This window comes from Parabacteroides sp. AF21-43 (genome assembly GCF_003635435.1).
In the GTDB taxonomy this organism is placed as follows: domain Bacteria; phylum Bacteroidota; class Bacteroidia; order Bacteroidales; family Tannerellaceae; genus Parabacteroides; species Parabacteroides distasonis.
The window spans coordinates 128,492-147,989 of sequence record NZ_QTMG01000012.1; the positions used below are offsets into that span (position 1 = coordinate 128,492).

The following is a 19,498-nucleotide window of genomic DNA, read 5'->3' on the forward strand; positions in this document are numbered from 1 at the left end:
TCACTACATCGCGAATGTATGTATAAAAATCATAGGTTGTATCTTTTATGATGGGTATTTTTATCAAAAAAGTAGGTAAAACTATCATTATACCTCTATGTCCCTTTATTGATGCATGTTTTGGATGATGCTTAAATAATGTTAATTAGTTTGTTCCTATCAATTTGAGTGGTAAATATATCATCGCTGGTCCTTACTGATAGCCTTGCCTCTGTTGTGTGATAGGAATGCAGTTGTTGTTAACGTCTATTAAAACGCCAGTAAAAAACGTTCGTTTAAATCTTGCGTTTTTATGTGTATAAATTATGAAGTCTCATTGATAATCATGTTATTTTTTTTATTATTTTTATCCAACTGAATAACTGAAATTTAAATAAAATTTTTGACCTTTGTAAGGCTGCAAAAAAGTTGAAGATAAAAACGCAAGATTTAAACGAACGTTTTTTACTGGCGTTTTATATAAATAACATCTTAATAATCAATGATATGAGATCAAAAGGTTTTAAAGCGAAATTTATGATGGCATTTTGGGGCTTGTTCGTTGAAGCTCATTATATTGCTGCGGCCAATGATACAATGGAGGGCTCTCAAGGAATTCTACCTTTTATCATTTTACTGATAGTGTCCATATGTGTAATAGCTTTTTTGAGTTATTATATGTATAGGTTGAAGAAAGAGTATATTGCCAAAGATGGTGAGCTTATGGCGAGAAACGATGAGCTTCTTCGGTCTGTCGATGCGTTAAGCGTAAAAAATCGGGAGATCCAACAAATGTTGGTCAATAAAATCCGTGAGACTGATAATTGGAATAGGGATAATGAGGTAGAACGGGAGGATTTGAAAAAGCGCCTTGAGGAAATGGAAAAGCTCCATAATTCGTTTTTTGTTGAAACGATTCATGAAATGCGTACTCCACTATCGCTTGTGCTTGGTTCGTTGAGTGAGTTGTTGCAACGTAAAAATGATATTGACTCTAGTGAAGCGACTCAATTATTGTCTGCTTACCGTAATACCTTGGCTCTTCAAGACCTTATCGAGCAATTGCGAAATACCCGTCATGGAGATGACGTGGCAAACCATCTTCGGATAGCTCGTTATGACATGATCAGTATAACAAAGCAGATTTGTGATTTATTCGTGGACTGGATAGCCATGAATAATGTGGAATTTCATATTAATACCCAAACCTCTGTTCTTTGGGTCTGGATAGATCGTCGGAAGATGGAGTTTGCCTTGCGTGTACTTTTATCTAATGCGTTAAAAAATACCTACCGCTTTGGAAAGATCTCGATCAATATTTCCGTGGTGCGCTCGAATGGCAAGGCTTATTGTTCTTTCTCTATCCAAGATGATGGGTTAGGAGAAAGCGAAAGTACCCGTTTGGGTTTGAAACAGATCGTGGATATGACAGAATCCTCCGGCGCTATTTTCGAAGGAATTTCATCGGAGGACGAGACGGGAACCCAATATACGATATTGATTCCTTTGGGGAGAAGCCATTATATGGAACGTGCCGTGGAATTCATCGAGCCGGATGGTGATCTGGTAAAGCTGAATGAGATGCAGAAGGAGGAGATCGCCGAGTTGATCCAAGTTGTTCCGAAAAAGAAAGAGACCGGGAAGAAAATGCTGGTGATTGATGACAGTGATCAGATTCGTTGGTTCCTGCGTCATGTTTTTGCCAGTGAGTATCATGTTTCGGAAGCTCATAATGGCCAGGAGGGTGTAGAGATCGCACGAGCTGAACGGCCGGATCTTATTTTATGTGACGTGATGATGCCCGTTAAAGATGGGCTTGCTACCTGTCGTGAAATCAAAGGCATCCCAGAATTAGCGCAAGTGCCAGTTGTCTTGCTAACCGCAAAGGTAGAGAGTGAGGATGTTATAGCTGGCATTGAATGTGGCGCCGATGATTATATAACCAAGCCATTCGATGTAGAGGTGCTACGAAGTAAGGTAAACAGTTTGTTGAAACGTAGGGATGAGATGAGACGTTTCTATACGTCGAGTCCTGTAGGTGCGCATCCCGAGGTAGAGAAAACGGTAAAGAAAGATGATTCCCCTTCCAATCTTTTTATGGATGCGGTTATCTCGACGATCGAGAAACATTTGGATGACCCTAGTTTTGAGGCGAAGATTTTGGCGGATTCTTTAAACATGAGTCTCCCTACATTATATAGAAAGATAAAACTCTACTCGGATAGTAGTATATTGGAGCTTACCCGTATGGTACGTTTGAAGAAAGCCGCCGAACTGATCAGTATGCAGCGATACTCTATCCAAGAGGTTTCGGAAATGGTCGGCTTCAACGATACCGCCACTTTCCGTAAGCGTTTTACGGAACAATACGGCGTCACTCCTTCACAGTATCTGCCGGGTAAGAATTAATCGTTTTGCCATTTCCCGAAAATCGCCGGGGAATGGCAAAATTTTTTAGTTGTTTTTTGATACGATATTTTTCAACCTCTTTTTGATAGCCTTACAACGGTGCTAATCAGCCCGGAAATATCCCGAATGAAAATTTATAGTTTTACCTCTTATTTATGAAAGTAACACCTATTTACTTTTTTTTATAGTCCAAATACCTTTGCGATGTCATCAACGAACAACAGATTGGTCATGGGGAAGATTTGAACAAAGAGTTCTTGTTATGTGACTGAAAATGTAAAAAGTGATTGAGAAAGAAAGGTTTATATAAAAGATTTATTAACTCATAAAATTATATGTATATGAAACTTAGAAATTTATTATTCGGGACAATGATCGCTTGCGCGTTCGCGGCGTGTTCAAATGAGGATGATCCTATCCCTAACGTGGATCCGACACCTACTCCAGAAACAGGCACTGCGGATCTTACGATTGTGGTAAAGAATTTGGCAAAGAATACACAGACAAAAGCTGCTGATGATTCTAATGCTAAAGAGGGCGAAACTGCGATTCACAATTTATTTGTGGCACTTTATAATGAGGATGGGACATTCTTGCAAGTTAGTGATATTACTGCTAATAAGGATGAAGAGCAAACTAGTTCAAACAATGAGATTCAGTTTAAGGGATTAAAGGCAGGTGCTTCTTATCGTGCGTTGGCTTTCGCTAATGTCCCCAAAGAGGCTCTTACTGCAACTGCTAACTCTTTTGATTTGACATCTGCTTACTATGTCTTAACCGGAGCAGAAGCGAATGGATTGCCTATGAGTAGTGGAATTAGTCCAGTATTCACTCTTGCTGAAGGTGAAAATTATTATGGTTACTCAAACGCTACAGGAGGAAACAGTATTGAATCTGGAAAACCTTTAGGATTAATTAGAAATGTGGCTCGTGCGGAATTGAGTGCTCTTTCTTTGGATATGACTCAAGTCAAGGTTAATAATATTCAAAAATACAAATCAGGAACAATTAAGTTTGTACCTAAAGATGTTTTTGTATTACATGGTCGTAAAAAAGCGAATGTGGCAGACCAAAGCATAAATAATGATCTGTGGTTCAATCTGCCAAATAGGGTTTGGGGTAATATTGCCGCTACTTATGAAATTGCTAATAGAGATGATTATTATTCCGGAACTAACGCTAGTAGCTCATTCGGTCGTTTTGCTGGAACTGTCGATGCGACTAATTATATAAAGGCATTGAGCACAGAAGAAACAACATATACTCAGAGTTGGAATGGTACTACTATTACCGGAAGTAAAGCAATTACTCTTGCTAACTCTTTATATTTTTATGTGTTGCCTAATGATCAGACAAAAGCGGCCAGAGAACAAGAAGATCCGGAAGAAGAAGGCCCGGCTTTCGTCTTGGATAAAACAACTTTGGCATCCGAATTGGTAATCAGTGGTGAAGTTTATATAAAAGCTATAATGAACGATAACACATCTTGGACATTCGGCGAAGAGAGTACTCCTGTATTGCGCTATTGGCCGATAAAGATTGGTATCGATGGATTAGATAGTGAAGACACATATTATGGTCAGGTACATAGAAACGTGGTTTATCAGATTTCTGCTACTATCGCAGGTAATGGTTATGCAGATCCGACTCTCCCTAAGGATGATCCTACAGCCGACTTGTTTGTAAAGACAATGGTTATGAATTGGGGTACAGCCACTCAAGCTCCTGTTATCGAATAATATCAATTCTCTAATAATAACCAAAAGGCATTCTCTATCAACAGGGAATGCCTTTTTTGTTATAAATATAATATGTCAATGCCCGTTGGCAAAGTTAGAAAGTTAAAAGATTTATGTTTAAGAAGTTGTTCTCTCCGGACACGCCCCAGATGCCATTCTATGGTAAATAATCCAAATCATCTACCATATCTACCATTATTTATGTAATCTTTTGATTGTAAATGATTTATCTTATGGTGGTAGATAGTGAACATCTACCACTACAAACTTCGATCTACCATCATTAGGTTACCGGAAAGATTAGCACGAACAATTACTACTAACGATAAATAATGTATAACATTCTGTATTTCAATAAATAATAGTTTTTGCATAGAAAAACAAAAGTTTTGCTATAGAGAAACTTTTGTTTCTTCAGTATGAAATAAAAGTTTCTTCAGTATGAAACCACTAACTTCACCTATTGAAACTCTTATTGGCTTTAATCCCTTTGTCTGTCTCTTATGAAATCTTCAAATACTAAATATACGAGTCCGCAAGCTTGAGAAGTGATTTTTTTGCGTTTCCCATTAAAACATGGTAGATGCAGAATGAAAATTGTAGATGTTATTCCATCTGCAACCACTATATAACATATTTATTTACAATAAGTATGAGGTTGAATTGTAGATATTGTAGATGTTCTCATGAAATAATATTCCGGTTCTTAGGTTCAAGACATATGGGATCGCCATCATAAGGAAAGGATAGTAAATTTTGTAGTCTCCGGATCAATTCATAACCAGAATTATATATGCAAAAAAGGCACTCCCGATAAAAGGAATGCCTTTTGGTTGTTATTCAGAGAATAGATATTATTCGACAACTGAAGATTGATTTGCGCTACCCCAATCAAGAACCTTTGTCTTAACAAACAATTCAACAAAGTCTGTTGGAGGAACAGTCGGATCATCATATCCTCTACCAGCTAAAGTCGCGTCAATACTGTAAATTATATTACGATGGATCTTTCCATCCTTTAAATACTCAGCCGTAGCTGCTGCCATTTCATTCGTCGCAGCAATTTTAATAGGCCAATATGCTGTTTTCTCCGCATAGTTGTATACTGCATTACTTCCGCTCTTTTTAGCATTTTCGAGCTTATAAGTACCTTTAACTACAATTTCAGTTGCAAGATCCTCTGGTTTGAAATTTTCAGCACCATTCATTTCACGAGCAGCCTTAACTTGGGGATTTTCGAACACATAGAATTTAGGGGCGATTGTGATAGTCGCAGACACACCATCTTCAGTTGCGATATTCTGTACCAATGCGGTGGCTGGTAAACTGGCCTTGTATCCTTCAATAATAGAACCTCTCATATTCGTAAACATAGCGTCATCATTCACGAAATCTCCTCTATAACCTGAAGCATAATCTGTAGCATTAGCAGCATAAGTTGTGGACACATTACCCCATACGGTATTGCTAACGACATTCCACCAGCTATTGCCATTACCCATATCTGCTGCATTGGACTTCGTCCGCCCATGCATGATGAATACACATTCTGGTACAATCGTCGCAATTCCTTCAACGTATACATCTTTTGCAGCTCTAGTCATGTCTAAGCTAAGTCCCGTAAAATCAATGCGCGCTACATTTCTTATCAAGTACAAGGGATCTGCTACAAGAATATGTTCACCTTCTCCCACTGTTTTAGTATATCCATAATAGTTTTTACCTGCTTGTAAAGTGAATGGATCAGACAAACCACTACTCATTGGTAAATAGTTTTCTGCGAATCCGGCAGCTGGCATCGTATATACAGGAGATACAAAGTTGTCAATTGTTGTACCAGCCAGTGAGATTTCAGGCATATTAGCAAATGCGATAGCACGTAATTGCGCACCTTCTGTCAGTCCGGCAAATTGAACCTCATCATTATCCGCAGCAGCATCCTCATTGGCAATATCAGAGGTTGAAGCGACAAGCGCTCCAGTTTCAGCATCATAAAGAGCAACTGTTAAGTTTGTAATTTTAGCTTCATTTTCAGTCTGTGTCCCCTCCGCTGCAGCTTTAGTCAAACTTCTAGCCACATTTTTCACAGAAATAGTCAGTGTTGCGTTATTTTCCCCTGTTTGCGGTTGATCCGGTCCTACGATAGGATCATCCTCGTTTGAACACGCCGCGAATGCGCAAGCGATCATTGTTCCGAATAATAAATTTCTAAGTTCTATTTGGGAATGGCTATAAGAGATTGTTTTTAGCATAATTATGCTTTTGTTATATGCAGGTAAGTAACAACTCAGTAGTATTATTATAATAATGTATGGGAGCGGATGGCATGATGAGAATTTATCGGAATAAGCTTGTTTTTCAACAGAAGAGTCTTTACCTTTATAAGATTATACGTGAATTATTAATCAACTAAAAACCATAAAACTATGGAACATTACGTGAACATCATGTTGGATGGCGGCTTCAAGGCTGTGTTTGGAGATAAGCAAGTGGCGATGGATTTGCCGTATGATCTCCCGTCAGGGCGAGACAGGTCGTGACTGGAAGTACGAGCTGCTTCCTGTGTATGGAATCTATCTGTTGAACTTCAGCTTGCCAGAGTTTCCGTTGTGGCGTACGGACGTGGTGCTAGCGAACGAGCTTACGGGTGAGACTTTTGGACGGATCAAGCTCAAACAGGTCTATATTTCATTCGAGCGGTTCGATTTGAGTTATGAGGAGTGCGAGACTCCGTTGGAAATAATACAAAGTCTCTGATCTGATAAGCCGGTTGCGGACTGAAACTATAGCGGATGACACGGATCTTGGGGAGAAGTATCTTTCTTGATCCGTGCCATCCGAATCTGAAGTAATATCCGTCTCATGCGTCTAACACCCCATTAAACCGGTCTATTGCCTGTCTTTTACTAGCATCGATGATTTTCGCATATACTTGTGTGGAGATGATGTTCTTGTGTCCTAGTAATTTACATACCGTATACAAGTCAATGCCAAGAGCTAGTGAAAGAGTGGCGAAAGTATGGCGGGCGGTGTAAGTAATATTTAGAAATGCAATAAAAAACAGAATGGTGCGAATTAAACGTAAATCGTTTATAATTAAGCATTTTACAAGAATTGCATGATAGTCAGACCTGCAAAATAAAACAAAATATTGCAGCGTTTCAGTTACCAGACTGTTAGCCGCCTGTTTCGGAAACAACGGCAGGTAACCGGATTTTTACCGGTAGAGGCAGAACGGATTTTTATTCACTGTTTATCAATGTTTTGCATACCAAAGAACGCTTTTGAAAGGAGTATTTTTACAACCTAAAAAAGAGCGTATGAAAGTGGAAAAATTCAAGGTATTGCTCTACCTGAAAAAGAGCGAGCCGGGCAAGACCGGCAAGGCCCCGATCATGGGACGGATCACCCTCAACCGCACGATGGCGCAGTTCAGCTGCAAGCTCTCCTGCACCCCCGGGCTGTGGAACGCGCGTGAGAGCCGGCTGAACGGCAAGAGCCGGGAAGCGGTGGAGACCAATGAAAAAATAGAAAGACTGCTGCTTGCCGTACACTCGGCCTTCAATTCCCTCATGGAAAGAAAAAGGGATTTCGATGCCGCTGCGGTCAGGGACATGTTCCAGGGCAATGCGGGCATGCAGATGACCCTGCTCAAACTTCTCGACCGGCATAACGGGGAAATGAAGGCCCGTGTTGGTGTGGACCGTGCGCCCACCACACTCTCGACCTACCTCTTCACCTACCGCACGCTTTCCGAATTCATCAAGGCGAAATTCAAGGTTACGGACCTTGCCTTCGGGCAGCTCAACGAGCAGTTCATCCGCGACTACCAGGATTTCATCCTTCTGGAAAAGGGATATGCCGTGGACACGCTTCGCGGCTACCTGGCCATCCTGAAAAAGATCTGCCGCATCGCCTACAAGGAGGGCCACTCGGAGAAATACCATTTCTGCCACTTCAAGCTGCCCAAGCAGAAGGAAAGTACGCCGAGGGCATTGAGCCGTGAGAATTTCGAGAAACTGCGTGATCTGGAGATACCGGAAAAACGCAGGTCACATATTATCACCAAAGACCTCTTCCTCTTCGCCTGTTACACCGGCACCGCCTACGCGGATGCGGTAAGCATCACCCGGGAGAACCTTTTCACTGACGACGGGGGCAGCCTCTGGCTGAAGTACCGTAGAAAGAAAACCGACTACCTCGGACGTGTCAAGCTGCTTCCGGAAGCCGTCGCGCTGATTGAGAAATACCGGGACGATACCCGCGAGACTCTTTTCCCACCACAGGACTACCATACCCTCAGAGGAAATATGAAAGCCCTGCGTCTGATGGCGGGACTCAGCCAGGACCTTGTCTACCACATGGGGAGGCACTCTTTCGCCTCGCTGGTCACGCTCGAGGAGGGAGTACCGATCGAGACCATCAGCAAAATGCTGGGACATAGCAATGTCCGGACCACACAAATTTACGCCCGTGTCAGCCCGAAGCGGCTGTTCGAGGACATGGACAGGTTCATCGAGGCAACCCGTGATTTGAAACTCATTCTTTAACCCTAAAAAATATCATTACCATGCGCAGTACATTCAAGCTCTTATTCTACATCAACCGTAACAAAGTGAAATCGGACGGCACGACCGCCGTCCTCTGCCGGATCAGCATTGACGGCAAGAAGTCAGCCGTTGCCACCGGCATCTATTGCAGGCCGGAGGACTGGGACAGCAAGAAGTGTGAGATCAGAACAGTCAGGGAAAACAACCGCCTCGCCGGTTTCCGTGACCAGCTGGAAAAGGCATACGATAATCTGCTGAAGCATCAGGGAGTGGTCACGGCCGAACTGCTCAAGGCCACCGTGTCAGGTGCCAATTCCGTGCCGGAATACCTCCTGCAGGCCGGAGAGGTGGAACGCGAACGTTTGAGAATCCGCTCGGCAGAAATCAACTCCACCTCGACCTACCGCCAGTCGAAGACCACGCAGCTCAATCTCAGACAGTTCATCGAATCCCGCGGAATGAAGGACATCGCCTTTTCGGACATCACCGAGGAGTTCGCCGAATCGTTCAAGGTCTTTCTTAAGAAGGAGCTGGGCTACAGGAACAGCCACGTGAACCACTGTCTGTGCTGGCTCAACCGGCTCATCTACATCGCCGTGGACCGGGAGATATTGAGAGCCAACCCGATAGAGGATGTGGCATATGAAAAGAAAGAACCGTTAAAGCTAAGGCACATCAGCCGGGGTGAGTTGAAGCGGATGATGGAAACCCCGCTGCCCGACCCGATGATGGAGCTTGCACGCAGGACGTTCATCTTCTCCTCGCTGACCGGTCTGGCCTATGCGGACACGAGAGCACTCCATCCCCGGCACATCGGAAAGACCTCGGAAGGAAGAAAATATATCCGCGTCTGCCGGGCCAAGACGGACGTGGAGGCGTTCATCCCGCTGCATCCCATAGCCGAACAGATACTGGAACTTTACAACACCACGGATGACGACAGACCGGTATTCCCGCTGCCGGTCCGCGACGTCCTCTGGTACGAGGTACATGGAATGGGCGTGGCATTGGGCATGAAGGAGAACCTGTCCTACCACATGGCCCGCCATTCGTTCGGAACCCTGATGCTGTCCTCCGGCATCCCGATAGAGAGCATCGCCAAGATGATGGGCCATACGAACATCAACAGTACGCAGGTCTATGCACAGGTTACCGACCGGAAGATATCCGGTGACATGGACCAGCTGATGAAAAGAAGACAGAAAGGGGATACGGTCCTTCTGACGGAAATGTCCGAATAATGAAATGCCGGCCGGAACCATTAAACATTGGTTCCGGCCGGCATTCTTAAATATTGAACGCCCCCGATTATATCAGGGCCTCATGATAATTATCCTCCAGGAGTTTCTCAATGTCGGATACCTTATACAAAATTTTTCCGCCCAGCCGGATATAAGAAATACGCCCCTGGTCCCTATAATCCTGCAGGCATCTGCGGCTGATTCTTAGCAGGTCCGACAACTCCTTGTCAGAGAGAAAACGCTCGCCGTTAAACAGGGGGCGGTTATCCTCCGCAAGCCTTTCCAGCTTCGTCTGGATGTTATCCAGCAGGCCAAAGAACCGGCAGACACTGCCCGTCTCTTTGCTAATAATCCCTTCCATGCTACTTCCGATTAATTATTCATTCTTTCTTTTTTCTCTCACCGCCTTTTCCTTGCGTTTCATGGCGACATAGGCCATCAGCTTTTCTACGTCCTCCGGCCTGTAATAGATTTTCCGCTGGATTTGGGTGAATGCCAGTCGTCCGGTATCCCGGAGAGTCTGCAGGGTACGTGGAGAGATGTCAAGACGCAGGCAGACATCCTGGTTGTCCATTCACTCTTCCGGTTTCTTTTCCCTGTTCTTTTCATACAAGCGGTCCGCCTGTGCGGACAGGCTCTCAGTCCGAGCCAGCATCTCCTCAAAGATTCCGGCTTCAATGTAATATACTTCCATTTTTCTTGTTTTTATTTAAAATTGCTTCCTGTCAGGAACTCAAATTATTGAAATACAGTTCAAAATACTTTCCAAAGGCACTTCCGGCTGGGTGTCGTGGTTTCCGACTCCCCCTCCGGAGCCGTTTTAAGGAGGATTTCCCGTCATATTACGGCTGGAACAGTTTGTAATCCCGTCCTGTGATCTTCCTTATCACGTCGGCGTTTTCCTTAATATGTTCAACCGGTATGCGGCTTATAACACCGGAAACAGTGAAATCCTTACGTCTGACCGCCCAGACAATGTCTGAGATACATTCGTACACCTGTGCGTCAATATGCAGGGGCTTGCGCCGGTTGGATGAAAAGTTGTTCAGGAGGGCTTCAATATATTTTTTACCTCTTCCTCCGTTATCGTCTTTTTACTCTCCGGCCGGGATGAAGATTCCTTGTGGGGTACCACCTCTTCCAGATCCCCGGAAATGCAGCTCAAATATGAGCCTTTGGCGGCAACTATATCCAGTATCTCCTTCTCGTTGATATGATACGGATTTGGTTTTTTCCTTTCAATGCTGTCCATAACTATGATTTATACATTAATTCCATGTGACAATTGGGCGTTTTGTAAGGCGGACGTTCCCGATGACGGATTATCGTCCTACGCCGCAAAGAAAAAAAGAATAAACGTGGGAAAGGGTACCTTGTCAGCTATAGTCATATATAGACATGAATAGTCAATACCGGCAAAAGACATGACAAACGGCTGTCCGGCGGGAGGTTTGGATTCTCCCCGACGTTGCCGGGATTGTGATATATCAGGTCATGGAGATATTGGCAGACTGCATTATCGGGATAATGACATACCAAGTTACGGATATTGTGATAGATTATGTCGTTGGAGTGTGGAAGTTGCCATAGGGAGGCTCTTTCAGCAAACGGAAGTACGGAAGGTACAGATATTATTGCAGCCATCATCAACAAAGACCGGAACATCACATTGGGAGAACGGTGCTTATCTGCGATATGATTATCATTTCCTCCAGTCATTTTGTATTGAAAGACCGGGAAAAAGTGGTGACGGGTTTGTAACTCTTTATATTTGTAGCTTTGCTATCGACCAGGGCAATGAATAGTACCCGACAATCCAGTTCTTTATCATATCCAATAAATGAAGAAATAGGGCGGCATATCAACGAATACCCACACCGGGGAGTGACGATTATCAATACAACCGGCTTTTATACAGGACGAGAAGTAAAGATGATGTTTATATTAGCCGGGAAGAGGGAAGCGCCGGTCAGCTTCCGGCTGATAAAAAATATAGACACGGAGGCTTTTGTTTCACAAAGTGCCGTTATAGGAGTTTATGGAGAAGGATTCGATCATATCAAAGTAGAATAAGAAAGAAATAAAAAATGATAATGATCATCATGAAAAGCGGCATCTGCCGTGCTTTTGTTCCCGACACAGGATGCGGTGTGACGCAATGGTTCGCATTCGGCGGTGAAATGGCCGCAAGCATGTCATGCTACTATGGACAGACCGCATCAACGATAGAGATAGAAGCGGAAACGGACTGTGAGATGTTTATCGTGGACAAACCGACTTTGGAAAACCTATGTTCCACACAAATAATCCTAAGAAACAATTTGTAAAATTCGAAACAGAAAAGTATGAAGACAATCATTGCAGAGAAATTATCATAACTTGTGATAATTTTTCGGCCAAAATACTACCCGCAGGGCTGGAGATTTTTTCCGAAAACAGGAGGCTTGACCTTGCTTTCCCGTCCAATCCCGGAGTTACCTTTGCGCCCAGAACGAAAATGACTGCCTGATGCGGCCCACTGAAAGGCGCGAAAATGGAGGTAAACGGAAGTGGAGGCAGATTAGACAGGAAAACTTCAAAGGAGAAATCCGTGAAAAGAAGAAACCTAAAAGGAAAAGGAACATTGCCGGAAACATGAAACCGGCAAACCACCTGCAAGGAAGTATGGTTTATCTGTCTGTCCAAACTCGTTTGGTCGGGCGGATAAATCATTCTTCCCAGTTTGCCTGCCGTGGGGACGGCTTGTGCCATTCATGGGCAAGCGGTCATATACAGCTTTCCGCTTACGGCTCAAAGGAACCGCAAAAAGAAAAATCCATAGAAAACCCGTAAAAGCACCTCTATGGCATAAGCATAAAAGAAATGGGTCTTGCATCATCAGTCTAAACCATTGGTTAGGCGTGATGCAAAGCCCTTTTCTCCGCTTATGCGGCAGTCGGTACACGTTCGTACAAACCTGTTTGGGCGATGGTGTGCCGACGGATAAAACCGCTTTTACGGAATGTTTTTATGTTTATATTAGAAATATTTCTTATTATAAAAACGCGCTAATCATTTTGTCATTCGGGTTGTTTTTATTAAATTTGCAGATTATAGCAATAGTTATGCAAATGAAGCGGATAAATCGACTGAAAATAGTGCTTGCGGAACAAGGTAAAACAGGGAAATGGTTGGCGCATGCATTAGGTAAAAATGAATCGACAGTCTCTCGTTGGTGTACAAACGAAGTTCAACCTTCGGTAGAAACACTACTGACGATTGCCGAAACGTTAAAGATTGATATTAAAGAATTACTTTGTTCTACGCAAATGTGTAATCAAGATGATGGCATCCAAATATAAAGCAATCGATTTTTTCTGCGGAGGTGGTGGAATGACTTGCGGTTTAAGACAGGCAGGGATTAACGTTATAGCAGGTGTGGACTTTGATCAAGATGCCAAAGAAACGTATGAATACAATAATTCCGGAAGTGTTTTCATTCAAACTAATATAAAGAATTTACGGAGCAATTATTTTGAGCGAAAATTTGGGATACGGAAAAATGATGACTTTTTGATTTTGGTAGGATGCAGTCCCTGCCAATTTTACAGTATAATTAATACGGATAAGAATAAAGCCTTAAAATCTAAGGATTTATTAAAAAACTTTGCTCGGTTCATCGAATATTATAGACCGGGATATGTATTAGTGGAAAATGTTCCGGGCATAATCACAAATAAAGATAGCATCTTACCTTATTTTCTACGAAAATTGGAAGATCTCGGATATAAAAATCCTGTTTATAAGGTTGTAGATATGAGCTATTACGGCGTACCTCAAAGTCGTCGAAGATTTTCTCTTATCGCAACACGATTGGAAAATGTCAATATACATTTACCTAAGGCGGACGATAAAGAGACCGTATTAGCCGATTATTTAGGTGAAAGGAACGGTTTTCCCAAAGTTAGCGCAGGCCATAAAGACAGTAGTGTGTTTAACCATACGGTTGCCGGATTAAGTGATGTATGTCTTAAACGATTGGCAAAGACCAAACACGACGGCGGGAACAGACTTGATTGGGCAAATGATCCGGAATTGCAATTACCTTGCTTTGTAGGAAAAGACGATTGTTTTAAAGATACATTCGGGCGTATGTGGTGGCATCGACCAGCTTCGACTATTACAACTAAATTTTATAGTATCTCAAACGGACGTTTCGGACATCCGGAAGAAGATCGGGCTCTTTCTTTACGGGAAGGTGCTACATTGCAAACATTCCCGAAAACCTATGTGTTTAAAACAAATAGTATTGCCGCAACGGCAAAATTAATCGGCAATGCAGTTCCGTGTGAATATGCTCGGCGATTAGGTGAAACGATAAAAGCACTGGAAAACAATGGCACAATTTAAAACTCGGGCAAGAGCTCTCGACTTATTGGGACGGCAACAAATTGCCGGTATCCCTACAGCTATTAACGAGCTTATAAAAAATGCACATGATGCGTATGCGGATAAATTCGATATCGATTTTCTCCGATGTAATAATCTGCTGGTATTACGTGATGACGGGCTCGGTATGACAAAAGAGGAATTTGAAACTCGTTGGCTTACGCTCGGGACCGAAAGTAAATTGGCAAATAAAAAAAGCAGTTTACCGCCTATTGACATATCAAAGCCAAGACGTCCTATCATGGGAGAAAAAGGCATAGGAAGATTGGCTATTGCATCAATAGGAAGTCAGGTTTTAATCGTATCGAAAGCAAAATTAAGATCTAAAGAATATGATATTGTTGTGGCTTTCATTAATTGGGAGATATTCGAGTTGCCGGGGATTAACTTGGAGGATATTGTTATTCCGGTAAGAGAATACTCTCATATGCCGAATGCAGCCGATATTGACAGTATTAAAAATGAAGTAATACAATCCCTTGATAAATTAAATCAAAAAGAACTTATTGACGACAAGGATTTTGAAAAAATAAAAAGTTCTATCACGTCTTTTAAAGTTGACCCACACCAACTTTCTTTACAACTACAACAAGGATTTGAATTAACCAATGGCTGTGGTGGAACTCAATTTTTCATCTCCCCAGTTTACGATACGATTATTTCCGATATAGAGGGAGACGGCAATTCGGACGAAGCTACAAAAATCGAGAAAATGTTGATGGGATTTCACAATACAATGACCCCCGATCATCCTACTCCCGTCGTTGACATTTCATTTAGAGACTATAGGGCGAATGACGGTAGTTTTGTCAGCATCATAGATAAAGAACACTTTTTTACCACGGAAGAATTTGAATTGGCGGATCACCATTTTCAAGGGCAATTTGATGAGTTCGGACAATTCAAGGGATTAGTAAAAATATATGGAGAAAAAACATTTGATCACATTGTAAATTGGCGGGATAACTATTATAGAGAAACCGAATGTGGTCCGTTTAAAATTAACTTGGCGTATTTACAAGGAGAATTGAAAAGTTCTCGTGTAGATGTCGAAAATTATGCCAGGATTAAAGCCAAAGGAGATAAATTCGGAGGTTTATACATATATAGAGATAATATTCGAGTTCTACCGTATGGTGACTCCGATTATGATTTTCTGGATATTGAAAAAAATCGTTCGAAACGAGCATCAACATATTTCTTTTCTTATCGACGAATGTTCGGTGCTATTGAAATAGCGGACCGAGAACACAGCGGTTTGGTAGAGAAAGCCGGACGCGAAGGTTTTATTGAAAATAAAGCATATCGCCAACTTCAAGCGATTTTAAAAAATTTCTTTGTACAACTTGCCGCTGATTTTTTCAGCGAAAAAAACAAAACGGCACAATCGGAATTCTTCAATCAGAAGAAAGACGAGTTCAATGCGTACCATAACGCACTTGAACGTCGGGATAAATTGGCCAAATCGAAAAAGGAGAGATTTGCTCGTGAGCTCGATATCTTTTTTGCCGGTTTAACGGAACATAAATTCGAAAACGAACTGGAAGAATTACTTACGAATTTTAGGAACGATTTACATTCGGTTTTATACATTAACGATGCGGATGAAGCAAGCCAGAAGATAATAGATCTGGAATTTGCCATGAGACAAAAAGTTTCCGATTACAGAAAAAGAATATCGGTGACAAGTCCTAAAGGATTTGCAATGTCAAAATCAATGAGAACGGATTTTGACACGTACCTTAATGAGTTTAAAATTCTGGAACAAACGGTATTTAAAAATATCAATGAAAATATCGATCAGCTAATCGATGATTATACGGCACAGTTGAATCTGGAAATAAGTAAGCGAAAGCGGTTGGAGCAAGCGGTGGAACTGATTTCAGCCGAAGCTCTGTCACTTAATAAGAAGAAGAAAAGCGAAACCAATGATGTTGTTTCCGATGTTTCTCGCAAAATTAAGGATCTTACGAATGAACTGATAATCGATTTGGATAATCAAATACGAAGCGTAAAGAATCAATTCAAATTATTGGCAACCGATAAAGCCGATAACTTTGATTTGGTAACGGAACGCAAGAGAATGGAAGCAGAAATAGAATCCATAAGCAGTCGAAATACGGATGTTATGGAACGCATAATTCGACAATTTGAAAGTTTCTATGTCGAAAAAAACGAAGACGGTCAAATAATTACAAATGACCAAATAGCGGAAGCCGCTTCGGAAGAGTTAGAGGAATTGCGGGAACGATTGCAATCGGACGTTGAATTAAGCCAATTAGGATTGGCTGTCGGAATATTGCACCATGAATTCAACGGTACGGTTAATTCGATTCGACATAGTCTGAAAGATTTAAAAGCATGGTCGGATGTAGATATCAAATTGGAAGGAATATATAAAAACATCAAGGTAAATTTCGAACATTTGGACGGCTATTTAAATTTGTTTACCCCGTTAAATCGACGATTGAATCGACGTCGGGAAGACATATCTTTATTGGATATTAAAACATTTTTAATAGATTTGTTCAAATCCCGTCTTGAACGACACAATATAGCTTTTAAACATACTAACGGGTTTGCAGGTCGAAAAATACACGGATTTCGTTCTACATTCTATCCTGTATTTGTGAATATCATTGATAATGCCATTTATTGGTTAAAACAAAGTGATGTTCCTGAAAAAGTTATTCGGTTGCATGCGGATGATACGGGAATATACATTTCCAATAACGGTATTGAAATAAAACCCCAAGATAAGGAACGAATCTTTGAATTAAGATTTTCCAGAAAGCCCAATGGAAGAGGATTGGGGTTGAGTATCAGTAAAGAGGTTTTGAATGCAGAGAACTATGATATATTTGTGGCACAACCTAAGGAAGGCTCTACAGTTACTTTTAAAATTCAAAAAATGCAATAAAAATATGGCAGACAGATTTATTGAGCAATCGAAAGAAATTGCAAACAACTTTATACAAAATATTGTTTTTATTGATGACAAAGCATATAAGAATGATATGACTAACAATGCATTTAGCGCATTAGATGTATCGAATGTATTTGCACAATCTGGAAAAATCTGTGCTGTATATGCACCCAAATCCATTTCTGATGTTAATAGTTACAATACTATACTAAATAAAGCAGATGTTGTCATTTTAGATTGGTATTTAGATATAGAAAAGGAGGAGAACCAAGTTGAAGATCCCGATGCAGATGCAGATAATGACGATCCGCGCGGAGAGTTTACATTAAAATTGATATCTGATTTATTATCACAAACTGGGATGTTGAAACTGTTAATTGTGTATACTGGAGAAACGGATTTATTTGAAATTACGAACAGTATATATCAGAAAGTGGATCAGCATTCTTTTCATAAAGGAGATTGCGTTATTCAATCTTTAAATTCTAAGATATTAGTTAGAGCTAAAAAACAAAATTCGGAAACTCAATTTGCACATAATCCGGAATTGAAAGATAAAATAGTATCGTATGAAAGCCTTCCGACTTTGATTGTTGAAGAATTTGCAGACATGACCAACGGTTTGTTATCGAATTTTGCTTTATCTTCAATATCGGCAATAAGGAATAATACATCCAGAATGTTAAGCGTCTTTTCTCCCAAATTAGATCCGGCATATCTCGGGCACAAAATATTATTGGAAAACACATTCGAATCCAAGCAACTATTAATAAAATTATTTGGCGAAGCTATTTCGGAATTATTGGAGACAACAGATATTGATACAAAGGATTGGGTTGATAACTGGATTGAAAACCGTATTACAGACGAAACGATAAGTATAAATGGAGTGTCTATTGGCAAATCGAAAGACCTTTTAAAAAAAATGTTTAGTTCCGAGCAACCTCGACTTAAAGATAAATATACAGAAGCTTCAGGAAAAGATATGTCAAATAAAGACGAGGGGAAATTACAATCGCATACCATAGAGTTATTTGCATATGATGGTATCGATGTGAATAAATCGAATGTAGATTTTGCCATTTTGACGCATCATAAAAATATATTTCAACCTGCTATTGGGGCTCCGATATTAACACTTGGAACAGTTATAAAATCTGTAGACAAGTATTATGTTTGTATTCAACAAAGATGCGATTCGGTGAGAATTAAGGAGGAAAGACGATTCTTATTTTTACCTTTAGAAGAAAAAGGCGAATATCCGTTAATTGTGAATAATGAATTGAAATTATTTCCAAATAAATCTTCATTTGCAATAAAAACAGTGAAATTCAAGCCAAAAGAAGGTGCTACAATTATTCAAGCATCAAAAAAGGAGGACAAATATGTATTCTATTCTTCCTATGGAGAAACTTATGAGTGGGTGGTGGACTTAAAAGAAATGCAAGCACAACGTATTTTAAACAGTTACTGTGCACAACTGTCTCGCGTAGGATTGAATGAATCCGAATGGTTAAGACTTATCGCAAAGCAATAATATAGGCTATGTCAGATATTTTTTCTCAAACTAAAAGATCGGATATAATGTCAAAAATATCAAGTAAAGACACTAAACCGGAAATTTTAGTTCGTAAGTTCTTATTTTCAAAAGGATTCAGATATCGTATTAATGTCAAAACATTGCCGGGTAAACCTGATATAGTTTTGCCTAAATATAAAACAATAATATTTGTGAACGGATGTTTTTGGCATGGGCATAATTGCAAAAAGGGAAAATTACCATCCTCAAATACAGATTTCTGGAAGGAAAAAATATCAAACAACAAATCGCGAGATGCCAAAAATTCCGATTTACTTGTAAAACTCGGCTGGAAAGTTATAATTATATGGCAATGTGAAATTAGTAAGATTGATAATAGGACAAAAATACTTAATAAGCTACTGGAGGATATTAAACAATAATAATCACGAGATATTAAATCTAAAATATAAATGCATTAATCGGGAAAATATAGAAAAACTTATTCTATAATTCCGATTTTTGTCTTATCGTTGCGTTTGAAGAGTTCTTTGAAGGTTACGCAACGTACAGAAAAATAATGCAGCAGATAACTAACTTAATCGTAACCTATTACTATTATGAGTAATAAACTTATGCTCATTTCCAACAAATTACACTCTTTTCGTAACTTCTTACCACGGCTTTTTCATTTAAGAAATATTGTT

Annotated in this window: 16 protein-coding genes and 1 pseudogene; 12 read left to right on the forward strand and 5 right to left on the reverse strand. The window is 40.7% G+C overall.

Annotation, left to right across the window (positions count from 1 at the left end):
- Positions 1 to 486 precede the first annotated feature (486 nt).
- Positions 487 to 2,388, forward strand: coding sequence for a response regulator (locus DWX84_RS10705; RefSeq protein ID WP_122297518.1), 1,902 nt, complete (start codon positions 487 to 489; stop codon positions 2,386 to 2,388).
- Between the two features lie 341 nt (positions 2,389 to 2,729).
- A complete protein-coding gene (locus DWX84_RS10710) occupies positions 2,730 to 4,127 on the forward strand; it encodes a fimbrial protein (protein ID WP_229103519.1) in 1,398 nt (465 codons plus the stop codon).
- Between the two features lie 854 nt (positions 4,128 to 4,981).
- Here DWX84_RS10710 and DWX84_RS10715 read toward each other — a convergent pair.
- Positions 4,982 to 6,379 carry a fimbrial protein gene (locus DWX84_RS10715; protein WP_229103520.1) on the reverse strand — a complete coding sequence of 466 codons (1,398 nt, stop codon included), beginning with the start codon at positions 6,377 to 6,379 and terminating at the stop codon, positions 4,982 to 4,984.
- A gap of 256 nt (positions 6,380 to 6,635) precedes the next feature.
- On the opposite strand from DWX84_RS10715, the gene DWX84_RS10720 reads away from it, so the two are divergent.
- On the forward strand, positions 6,636 to 6,884 hold the full coding sequence (locus tag DWX84_RS10720; RefSeq protein ID WP_232282393.1) for an Rpn family recombination-promoting nuclease/putative transposase: 249 nt from the start codon (positions 6,636 to 6,638) through the stop codon (positions 6,882 to 6,884).
- 103 nt (positions 6,885 to 6,987) lie between these two features.
- Here DWX84_RS10720 and DWX84_RS10725 read toward each other — a convergent pair whose 3' ends face one another.
- Positions 6,988 to 7,332, reverse strand: a complete 345-nt coding sequence (locus DWX84_RS10725; RefSeq protein WP_122377509.1) for a tyrosine-type recombinase/integrase — start codon at positions 7,330 to 7,332, stop codon at positions 6,988 to 6,990.
- A 115-nt stretch (positions 7,333 to 7,447) separates the two neighbouring features.
- Here DWX84_RS10725 and DWX84_RS10730 point away from each other — a divergent pair, with 115 nt between their 5' ends.
- Positions 7,448 to 8,677, forward strand: a complete 1,230-nt coding sequence (locus DWX84_RS10730) for a site-specific integrase (RefSeq protein ID WP_122246528.1) — start codon at positions 7,448 to 7,450, stop codon at positions 8,675 to 8,677.
- A 20-nt stretch (positions 8,678 to 8,697) separates the two neighbouring features.
- Entirely contained in the window at positions 8,698 to 9,918 is a 1,221-nt protein-coding gene (locus DWX84_RS10735) for a site-specific integrase (protein WP_007758084.1), read from the forward strand.
- Between the two features lie 67 nt (positions 9,919 to 9,985).
- Here DWX84_RS10735 and DWX84_RS10740 read toward each other — a convergent pair whose 3' ends face one another.
- The 3 genes from DWX84_RS10740 to DWX84_RS21480 form a co-directional block, all read right to left on the reverse strand.
- Positions 9,986 to 10,279 (reverse strand): helix-turn-helix domain-containing protein, encoded by a 294-nt coding sequence (locus DWX84_RS10740; protein ID WP_122246529.1) that lies wholly within the window; start codon positions 10,277 to 10,279, stop codon positions 9,986 to 9,988.
- A gap of 15 nt (positions 10,280 to 10,294) precedes the next feature.
- A complete protein-coding gene (locus tag DWX84_RS10745; RefSeq protein WP_007570618.1) occupies positions 10,295 to 10,492 on the reverse strand; it encodes a helix-turn-helix domain-containing protein in 198 nt (65 codons plus the stop codon).
- A gap of 471 nt (positions 10,493 to 10,963) precedes the next feature.
- Complete coding sequence (locus tag DWX84_RS21480; protein WP_007568520.1) at positions 10,964 to 11,170, reverse strand: hypothetical protein; 207 nt, start codon at positions 11,168 to 11,170, stop codon at positions 10,964 to 10,966.
- A gap of 342 nt (positions 11,171 to 11,512) precedes the next feature.
- On the opposite strand from DWX84_RS21480, the pseudogene DWX84_RS10760 reads away from it, so the two are divergent.
- The 7 genes and pseudogenes from DWX84_RS10760 to DWX84_RS10790 form a co-directional block, all read left to right on the forward strand.
- Positions 11,513 to 11,991, forward strand: a pseudogene (locus DWX84_RS10760) (YitT family protein); the annotation flags it as partial.
- Positions 11,992 to 12,005: 14 nt separating this feature from the next.
- The gene (locus DWX84_RS10765; RefSeq protein WP_007568512.1) at positions 12,006 to 12,245 is read left to right on the forward strand and encodes a hypothetical protein; all 240 of its coding nucleotides are present in this window, start codon (positions 12,006 to 12,008) and stop codon (positions 12,243 to 12,245) included.
- A 633-nt stretch (positions 12,246 to 12,878) separates the two neighbouring features.
- Positions 12,879 to 13,259 carry a helix-turn-helix transcriptional regulator gene (locus DWX84_RS22185; protein WP_306439187.1) on the forward strand — a complete coding sequence of 127 codons (381 nt, stop codon included), beginning with the start codon at positions 12,879 to 12,881 and terminating at the stop codon, positions 13,257 to 13,259.
- Positions 13,240 to 14,307 (forward strand): DNA cytosine methyltransferase, encoded by a 1,068-nt coding sequence (locus DWX84_RS10775; protein ID WP_007568506.1) that lies wholly within the window; start codon positions 13,240 to 13,242, stop codon positions 14,305 to 14,307. The genes DWX84_RS22185 and DWX84_RS10775 overlap by 20 nt, the downstream gene beginning before the upstream one ends.
- Positions 14,294 to 17,266 carry an ATP-binding protein gene (locus tag DWX84_RS10780; protein ID WP_007568504.1) on the forward strand — a complete coding sequence of 991 codons (2,973 nt, stop codon included), beginning with the start codon at positions 14,294 to 14,296 and terminating at the stop codon, positions 17,264 to 17,266. The genes DWX84_RS10775 and DWX84_RS10780 overlap by 14 nt, the downstream gene beginning before the upstream one ends.
- 4 nt (positions 17,267 to 17,270) lie before the next feature.
- Positions 17,271 to 18,809, forward strand: coding sequence for a response regulator receiver domain (locus DWX84_RS10785; protein ID WP_070737918.1), 1,539 nt, complete (start codon positions 17,271 to 17,273; stop codon positions 18,807 to 18,809).
- Between the two features lie 8 nt (positions 18,810 to 18,817).
- Positions 18,818 to 19,234: a very short patch repair endonuclease gene (locus DWX84_RS10790; protein ID WP_007758072.1), complete on the forward strand. Its 417-nt coding sequence runs from the start codon at positions 18,818 to 18,820 to the stop codon at positions 19,232 to 19,234.
- Positions 19,235 to 19,498 lie beyond the last annotated feature (264 nt).

Coding starts and splice junctions, on each gene's coding strand:
- DWX84_RS10705 (WP_122297518.1), top strand. CDS start 487: ATGAGATCAAAAGGTTTTAAAGCGAAATTTATGATGGCATTTTGGGGC.
- DWX84_RS10710 (WP_229103519.1), top strand. CDS start 2,730: ATGAAACTTAGAAATTTATTATTCGGGACAATGATCGCTTGCGCGTTC.
- DWX84_RS10715 (WP_229103520.1), bottom strand. CDS start 6,379: ATGCTAAAAACAATCTCTTATAGCCATTCCCAAATAGAACTTAGAAAT.
- DWX84_RS10720 (WP_232282393.1), top strand. CDS start 6,636: ATGATCTCCCGTCAGGGCGAGACAGGTCGTGACTGGAAGTACGAGCTG.
- DWX84_RS10730 (WP_122246528.1), top strand. CDS start 7,448: ATGAAAGTGGAAAAATTCAAGGTATTGCTCTACCTGAAAAAGAGCGAG.
- DWX84_RS10735 (WP_007758084.1), top strand. CDS start 8,698: ATGCGCAGTACATTCAAGCTCTTATTCTACATCAACCGTAACAAAGTG.
- DWX84_RS10740 (WP_122246529.1), bottom strand. CDS start 10,279: ATGGAAGGGATTATTAGCAAAGAGACGGGCAGTGTCTGCCGGTTCTTT.
- DWX84_RS10745 (WP_007570618.1), bottom strand. CDS start 10,492: ATGGACAACCAGGATGTCTGCCTGCGTCTTGACATCTCTCCACGTACC.
- DWX84_RS21480 (WP_007568520.1), bottom strand. CDS start 11,170: ATGGACAGCATTGAAAGGAAAAAACCAAATCCGTATCATATCAACGAG.
- DWX84_RS10765 (WP_007568512.1), top strand. CDS start 12,006: ATGATAATGATCATCATGAAAAGCGGCATCTGCCGTGCTTTTGTTCCC.
- DWX84_RS10775 (WP_007568506.1), top strand. CDS start 13,240: ATGATGGCATCCAAATATAAAGCAATCGATTTTTTCTGCGGAGGTGGT.
- DWX84_RS10780 (WP_007568504.1), top strand. CDS start 14,294: ATGGCACAATTTAAAACTCGGGCAAGAGCTCTCGACTTATTGGGACGG.
- DWX84_RS10785 (WP_070737918.1), top strand. CDS start 17,271: ATGGCAGACAGATTTATTGAGCAATCGAAAGAAATTGCAAACAACTTT.
- DWX84_RS10790 (WP_007758072.1), top strand. CDS start 18,818: ATGTCAGATATTTTTTCTCAAACTAAAAGATCGGATATAATGTCAAAA.